Here is a 6,811-nt window from a genome sequence, read left to right as displayed (position 1 = left end):
TAAGCAAATCGGAATGCGAGTCAAAATATCGGGAGCGCAATGGAAAGTAGAGAATGTTTCTAAGATTCTTTCTTTACGCTGTGCTTACTTAAATGGCACTCTGTTTTAGCAATATTTTTGCAAAACTGAGATGCACCCGGCAACGGTTGACAATGAGGAATTGGTTGTGTCATCCTCAGATCCAAATGGGCAGGTTTACAACTCCAGCCCGTTTACACCATTTGGCGGCTTGCTCGTCAATGATACGTTAGGCTCTCCGGCTGCGACGATCGTCAGTTTTGGTGGCGGCGATTTGGGAGGTTCCGTAACGGACAATGGGGCAGGTAGCTCGGTGGCGTTAGCAGGGGGTACGCTGACGGTTAATTCCGATGGTAGTATTACTTTGGTTGATGCTACTACTCTATTTGTGAATTATACCTTCAGTTATCGCTTGGAAAACGCCGCTGGCGTGTCTGATGCTGAGGTAACGCTTTTTACTCTAATAGTTTAGGAGATAAACTCATGGCATTTAATACAGGGATAGTCAGCAATCATGCAATTGTCCAGTACAACCGCAACCCAAATAATAATCATGGGGCAGCAACAATCTTCACAGCAACCGGTCAGGTGGATGTCGATGGATTTTTGGGCAAGGTGAATGCAGCAGCCGCTGCCCTAGTCGTCCCGACAAACTTATACGTGCTTACCGGCTTCCACGGGAACAATCAGGGTGATTTTTTGGAGTTTTTCGATCAGGCTGAATTAAACGCTGTATTAAATGCAGCTAATGATTTCCCGAATGCCAGGTTAATGGTCTATTCTCACCTTCAACAGGCCGATTTTAATAACGTCATTAACCCAGCCCATTTAGCAGGTTGGCATACAGTGAATCAACTCGCTAAAGACGCTGCGATCCCCGCTGCCTGGAGAACATCCGTAACAGAACTGGTGCAAATAATGACCGATGGTGGTTTGTTTTATACGTGGTGCGACAGTCAGTCAGCAATCACGGATAATAACCACATAGATGGATATGAGCTTCATGGCTCATACGTTGCAGATTAAGCAGGTAGGGTGCGTTGCGGCGACAATAAACCTTCGTGCGCCACCAGAAAATGGAAATCGCCGTAACGCACCGCCTCCACATTTCCACTACGACCCAGAAATTATCCGTTTTTCTGGGTCGGTTTTGTCTGTGTAAAACCAATATTTATTAATGGGATTTTTCGGTGGGGGTGGTGCGTTGCTGCCAGGTTAATATTTTCGTTACAACCCATGATTTATCGATGCCGCAACACACCCTACCGGGATTTTGGGAAACAACACAATCGATTTCAACACATTTGGGGTAGGGTGTGTGACGCGGCAGAGAAATGGGGCGGTTTGTCAGATTCATGGAATATTCGCGTCACGCACCGTCCACGGAACCCCGAATTCAATTTTGGGTTAAATCCACATATTTATGGATGGAATTTGTTGGTGGGAGCGGTGCGTTGCGGCGAAGTCAACATTTGTCGGCAAAATCTATTATTTATCGATGCCGCAACACACCCTACCTGACCCAATTGGGGGAATAAATGCCTTTTTGAATAAACCGATGAACGCTTGACCATTGCCTCCGTCGGCAATTTACATAACTCATGTTTCACCGAGTTGATGTGAATATAATCGCAATAGGCGGCAAATTCTTGTTCGTCCCGTACCCGATGTTCCCAAAACCGCCGTTGCCATAAATTTCGTTCCCGACGGGCTTCTCGCGATGGGGTTGTTCTCGTTTCTAAATTCAAGCGATCGCCAATCGATCTCGTCACATCGCTTTTCACCAAACGCATTCGCGTCGAAAAATCCCCGTCGTTTTCCGGTAGCGTCCACAAACAATGAAAATGGTCGGGTAATAAGACAAAAGCATCAATTTGAAACGGTCGTTTTCGGCGAACTTTTTCGATCGCCTGTCGCAACGCTACCCTCGCCATATCGTCACACAGCCAGGGCTGGCGATCGCACGTGACCTGTGTAAAAAAATAGGTTGCACCCTGGCAATATTCCCGTCGATATTCTGCCATTTAGAACTGTCAAAAATTGCGATATTTTTGTAATGATAAGGTATCGGATGGCAATGTCAATTCCCAATAGGGGGTTTTGGTAGGGTGTGTGACGCGGTGTAAAAATGGGGTGCATTGTCAGATTCATGGAATATTCGCGTCACGCACCGTCCACGGAACCTCGAATTCAATTTTGGGTTAAATTCACATATTTATTGATAGGGTTTGTTGGTGGGGGCGGTGCGTTGCGGCGAGGTCAATGTTTGTCGGCAAAACCCATGATTTATCGACGCCGCAACACACCCTACCTGGGTGCATCTCAAAAATGTAAATCTATACGAGAAAATAAGGATTTCAGCTTCCAATTCTCATGTTTTTGCAAAATTGAGATGCACCCCCCTACCTGCTACTCGCCCAGGTGCTACGATCGAGCTAACCTCAACACCGCACTCCACGATCGCCCTACCATGCTTGCCACCGATCCCCTCTACGTTTCCCCCGAAGACTACCTCGCCGCCGAAGAAATCAGCCCCATCCGCCACGAATACCGCGACGGTGAAATATCTGCCATGACTGGTGGCACGCGCAACCACCATGCTATTACTGCAAACCTACATCTAATCCTGGGCAACCACCTGCGCGATACAGGCTGTCGAGCGTTTGTGGAAGGCATGAAAACCCACATCGAGGCGAACAATGTGTTTTACTACCCTGATATCGTCGTCACCTGTGACGATCGCGATCGCCCCTCAGACGACCCCTATATCAGTTATCCCTGTTTAATTATAGAAGTTCTTTCGCCTTCTACCGAACGCTTCGATCGTACAGAAAAATTCGCCGACTATCGAGCCATTCCGAGCTTATCTGAGTATGTTTTAGTGGCAAGCGATCGCCAGCACGTTGAAGTGTTTCAGCGCCAGCACGACGGTCGATGGACACTTGGCAGCGAGCCGAACGATGACACGATCGTACTGGTGAGCGTAAACTGTGCGGCTGCGTTCAGTGAGATTTACCGTGACGTTAATGTTTGAGTGGTAGTGCCGTGACAGCCACATTTTCAGAAGGTTACAATCAATTGTTTTTCCTCAAAAGTCGGTAAAAAAAAACAACGAATTCTTACCGTTTTAAGCGATCGACATTCTCGCTCAAACATAAACCCAATTCTCAAGTTTCAAACCCGAAATCCGCTCAAACTCGTGCATATTGTTCGTCGTTCCAAATCCGCCCGAATTTCTCAAAATACTCGCACATCTTCTTCGTTCAGTCCAACCACTTGAAACGGACGAAGAAAATTATCTAACCGACCTCGGTTAAGTTGTGAGTTTTGGTTTTTTGCAGCGCCATATTCCAACTCTGCAACCGTCACGACCGATACTCCCAAATCGTTCGGATTCATGACACGAAAGCGTTGCGAAACCGATTCCGGGCGTTGTTTCATGATGTAAATACAAATCCGGAATTGCATTGCTACGATCGAAACAACTTCAGTTCCCAGACACAGCGATCGCCCTCACTCAAAGATGCTGACTTACACCATCGACCTCACCCCCTTCGTTCAACTGAGCGATCGCCAGTTCGCGCAACTGTGCGAAAACCACCCCGACATTAAATTTGAACGAAACGCCCGAGGAGAACTGATCGTCATGCCCCCCACTGGCGGCGAAACCGGCAACCGCAACGCATTGCTCGTCGTGAAACTCGGGATTTGGAACGATCGCACCAAACTGGGCTATATCTTCGACTCATCTACCTGCTTCAAACTTCCTAACGGTGGAAACCGATCGCCGGATCTCTCTTGGATACGTCGCGATCGCTGGGAAGCCCTCAGCCCAGGCGATCGCGAAACCTTCCCCCCCATCGCCCCCGATTTCGTCCTCGAACTTAAATCTCCCAGCGACAACCTCAAAGACTTGCGGGATAAGATGGCGGAATATCAGGAAGCTGGGGTAAAGCTGGGGTGGTCGATCGACCGACAAGGGCAGACGGTAGAAATTTATCGCCAGGGACAGGAACCCGAACTGCGCGATCGCCCCGTAACCCTCGATGGCGAAACAGTCTTACCGGATTTTGAGTTAGATCTCAGTATTGTCTGGTGACGCCACAACACGCCCGCTGCATTGTTCCCATCTCCGACGCGGAAACCATAGGTGCGTTGCGGCGAAGTCATACGGAATCCAAATCTCAACGCTTCGACTCCGCTCAGCGTTGAGTCCGAGCGGAGTCGAGGACTCAAATACTGGTTTTGCCCAACCCCATCCCCCCTTAGCTTCCCTTCCAAAGGGGGGGATGGGGTGAAGACTTCTTGAAACCTAGCTTATCGGAAAAGGATATTGTGAGCGTTGCCGATAGGCGTAGTTCATGACTATTAAACCGCATCCCTCAGATATCACGCGCCTCTCTACGCCGCCGAACGCATCGCCGAATACTGGATTGTCAACCTCAACGATCGACAACTCGAAGTCTATCGCCAGCCCAGTCTAACAGAATACCGCGATCGACAAGTTTTCAGCCGTGGGGCGATCGCCCCGCTGGCGTTCCCAGACTGCGAGATCGACGTGCGATCGCTCTTTCCCTAAATCGACACCGCCATACATCCAAACCGAGAATTTCTGACAGGTTTTGTTAGGCGGCTAGACAATGCGAACTGTTATCTAATCGATGCAATTTTCACCTAGCGCACGATCGTCAGTCGTCTTCTCTGGGATCGTATTGTTCGATCGTAGTAAAGAACAATTCCTCGACTTGCTCGTCGTACTCTCGCGTGTCTTGCCAAGTTTGACTAAAGTGAACTTGACATTTTGCTACATACGGCGCTGTGTTTTGAATGTCTTGTAAAATCAGCATAGATTGAATTTTCGAACATCCCTTTTTTCTCAAAAAATTAATTACTTTTTCGATGTCTCGTTCGGATTTTAGGATTTCTCGAGAAGAGTTAACGAGTTGAGATCGGTTTTCCATGCTTTTAATCCATGACGTAACTGAAGTTCGGTCTGTGATGCGAAACTTCCTTATCTCCTCGTCTCCTCCTCTACCCGTTCCAACTCCAGACTTCCGACCTCGGGATAGCCGAGAGCGTTAGGTTCGCCGAAACGCCAGTGTTGGCGGTAGCGATCGAGGAAGTTTTGACCGATCAGACCGTCAATCCCGATAATATTGAAAAGATCGTCGCCTAAGACAACGGCGTCGAGGTTGCTGGCTTCTGCGGTTCCGAGGCGGACGCGATCGAGCGTTGCGGTCAAGCTGCTTTCCGTTCCGCAAAATCCCACAACGTCCACGGGTTCAGTTTGCGTTAAATCCAGATTTAAGTCGGCGGCGACTCGCTGCGAAATCACCATTAAATCAGCCCCCGTATCGACACCAAAGCGGTAAGTGCGATCGTTAATTTCCAGTTCCACCGTCATCATTCCCATGTTTCCCTGCAACGGAATCGCTGTCGGATCGGGAGTTGTGGGAGATAACAGTTGTAACTGTTGCGTTTGGGGATCGATGGTAACGTCGAAGCGACTGAGAACGTCGATTCCTAACACGCCGTCGGCGTTACCGGGAATGAGATCTGGGGGGAGTCCCATCCCCGTAATCCCTTCAACTCTGGCAGTTTCGACGGAAATCGAGGGAAGAGTCATCAAGCTCGCTTCGACATCGGAACAGTCATCCCCAACAGCGAAGTAACTGAGGAAGTTACCGGGAACGGGAGTCGTCGCAACGCCTAATTCGTCGGCGAGAGGATGGGAGACGATCGACCCCGACGCGCCAGTGTCGAGGAGAAATTGACCGGGAAATCCATCAACGTTGACGTTGAGGCTGTAAACTTGCGAGTTGGGAATGGGTTGCAGGGGAACGACGGCTTGTCCGTTCGCGGTGGGAATTGGAAGCGTTACCCCCGTGACTTCGATTAACGCCAGCATTCGCGAGTTCGCGTCTCGTCGCACGTTCCCCGCGTCGTCGAGCAGAACCACTTCGAGCATACATTGCGTCGAGGCGACTTGTAAGGCTTCGAGGGTAACGGCGAGGGGGTTGGAGATGTTGCTACGAACGCACTGCGTCAAGCTTTGTAGCAGTTCTGCCCCCAAGTCTACATCGGTGGCGGGGACGTTTTCAGCAAGGACGGTTGAGGTTCGATCTCCGATGGGGTTTCCCCAGTCTGATAGTTGGGGTGGAGCGGCGATCGCGGTAGTCGAGCTGACTAACGCCCCTAACGTGAATCCTAGAATAGTTTTGACTCTTTTCATGTGTTGTTTTTGTTGCAGGATTGTTCGATCGAAAAAATCAAAATCATGTCAATTTACCGCCAAATTATTTGAGTCGCGAACGCCCTCTACAGTTGGAATCGCAGTTTTACAGTGCTTTTAGGTTGCGCGATCGCACGACTCAGTCGAACTGGCTATATATCTTTCACACCAGACCCCCCCCGCATACACCGCCTCGAGATCGATCGGTTGTCGCAGTCCCAACACTTTCAGGTTTCCGTGACGTTTGGCGTAGCGGTTGGCGTACTCCTCAGACGCCTGGTAAGCCAGTTGTTTGACTTGGCGATCGCGACTTTTTCCAAACAGTCCCAACCCACGACCGCTACTCTCGATCGACGACTGAAAGATGGAAACGGCGACACCACTGACCGCCATCAACGCCACTGCATCGAACTAGCCATTTTGACATCCTCTCCCAGCAACCCGTTCCGGGTATGCAGGGAGATTCCTTGGGTCGCCCCAAAGATTTCCTGCTTCAACAGGTGCCAGCTAGACTGAGTAACCTCAGTCCCCGCCGCATCCCCTCCACAGGCAGTTTCGATT

Annotated in this window: 9 protein-coding genes and 2 pseudogenes; 5 read left to right on the top strand and 6 right to left on the bottom strand. The window is 49.8% G+C overall.

The annotated features are described in order from the left end of the window. The first annotated feature begins 130 nt into the window (after positions 1-130). Both POG22_RS00295 and POG22_RS00290 read left to right on the top strand, forming a co-directional pair. Positions 131-490 carry a hypothetical protein gene (locus POG22_RS00295; protein ID WP_498902964.1) on the top strand — a complete coding sequence of 120 codons (360 nt, stop codon included), beginning with the start codon at positions 131-133 and terminating at the stop codon, positions 488-490. Between the two features lie 11 nt (positions 491-501). After that, complete coding sequence (locus POG22_RS00290; RefSeq protein WP_498902962.1) at positions 502-1,044, top strand: hypothetical protein; 543 nt, start codon at positions 502-504, stop codon at positions 1,042-1,044. 487 nt (positions 1,045-1,531) lie between these two features. On the opposite strand, the pseudogene POG22_RS00285 reads toward POG22_RS00290, so the two are convergent. After that, positions 1,532-2,042: pseudogene (locus POG22_RS00285) on the bottom strand (REP-associated tyrosine transposase). Positions 2,043-2,410: 368 nt separating this feature from the next. On the opposite strand from POG22_RS00285, the gene POG22_RS00280 reads away from it, so the two are divergent. Beyond that, on the top strand, positions 2,411-3,052 hold the full coding sequence (locus POG22_RS00280; protein WP_498902960.1) for a Uma2 family endonuclease: 642 nt from the start codon (positions 2,411-2,413) through the stop codon (positions 3,050-3,052). A gap of 203 nt (positions 3,053-3,255) precedes the next feature. Here the strand turns inward: POG22_RS00280 and POG22_RS00275 are convergent, their stop codons facing one another. After that, complete coding sequence (locus POG22_RS00275) at positions 3,256-3,459, bottom strand: type II toxin-antitoxin system VapC family toxin (RefSeq protein ID WP_498902958.1); 204 nt, start codon at positions 3,457-3,459, stop codon at positions 3,256-3,258. Positions 3,460-3,541: 82 nt separating this feature from the next. Between POG22_RS00275 and POG22_RS00270 the strand changes: the two genes are divergently transcribed. Then, positions 3,542-4,117: a Uma2 family endonuclease gene (locus POG22_RS00270; RefSeq protein WP_498902956.1), complete on the top strand. Its 576-nt coding sequence runs from the start codon at positions 3,542-3,544 to the stop codon at positions 4,115-4,117. Between the two features lie 318 nt (positions 4,118-4,435). Then, positions 4,436-4,597: a Uma2 family endonuclease gene (locus tag POG22_RS00265; RefSeq protein WP_498902966.1), complete on the top strand. Its 162-nt coding sequence runs from the start codon at positions 4,436-4,438 to the stop codon at positions 4,595-4,597. 109 nt (positions 4,598-4,706) lie between these two features. Here POG22_RS00265 and POG22_RS00260 read toward each other — a convergent pair whose 3' ends face one another. The 4 genes and pseudogenes from POG22_RS00260 to POG22_RS00245 all read right to left on the bottom strand — a co-directional run. Next, positions 4,707-4,865: a hypothetical protein gene (locus tag POG22_RS00260; protein WP_498902955.1), complete on the bottom strand. Its 159-nt coding sequence runs from the start codon at positions 4,863-4,865 to the stop codon at positions 4,707-4,709. Between the two features lie 164 nt (positions 4,866-5,029). Beyond that, a complete protein-coding gene (locus POG22_RS00255) occupies positions 5,030-6,250 on the bottom strand; it encodes a retroviral-like aspartic protease family protein (protein ID WP_498902954.1) in 1,221 nt (406 codons plus the stop codon). A 117-nt stretch (positions 6,251-6,367) separates the two neighbouring features. After that, positions 6,368-6,643 (bottom strand): hypothetical protein, encoded by a 276-nt coding sequence (locus POG22_RS00250; RefSeq protein WP_150128385.1) that lies wholly within the window; start codon positions 6,641-6,643, stop codon positions 6,368-6,370. Beyond that, positions 6,643-6,811 (bottom strand): annotated as a pseudogene (locus POG22_RS00245) (transposase); the annotation flags it as partial. The gene POG22_RS00250 and the pseudogene POG22_RS00245, both read right to left, overlap by 1 nt.

This window comes from Geitlerinema sp. CS-897 (assembly GCF_028368005.1).
GTDB classification, from domain to species: domain Bacteria; phylum Cyanobacteriota; class Cyanobacteriia; order Cyanobacteriales; family Geitlerinemataceae; genus Baaleninema; species Baaleninema simplex.
The sequence above is the reverse complement of the archived record's forward strand: the minus strand, read 5'-3'. Positions and strand labels throughout refer to the sequence as shown.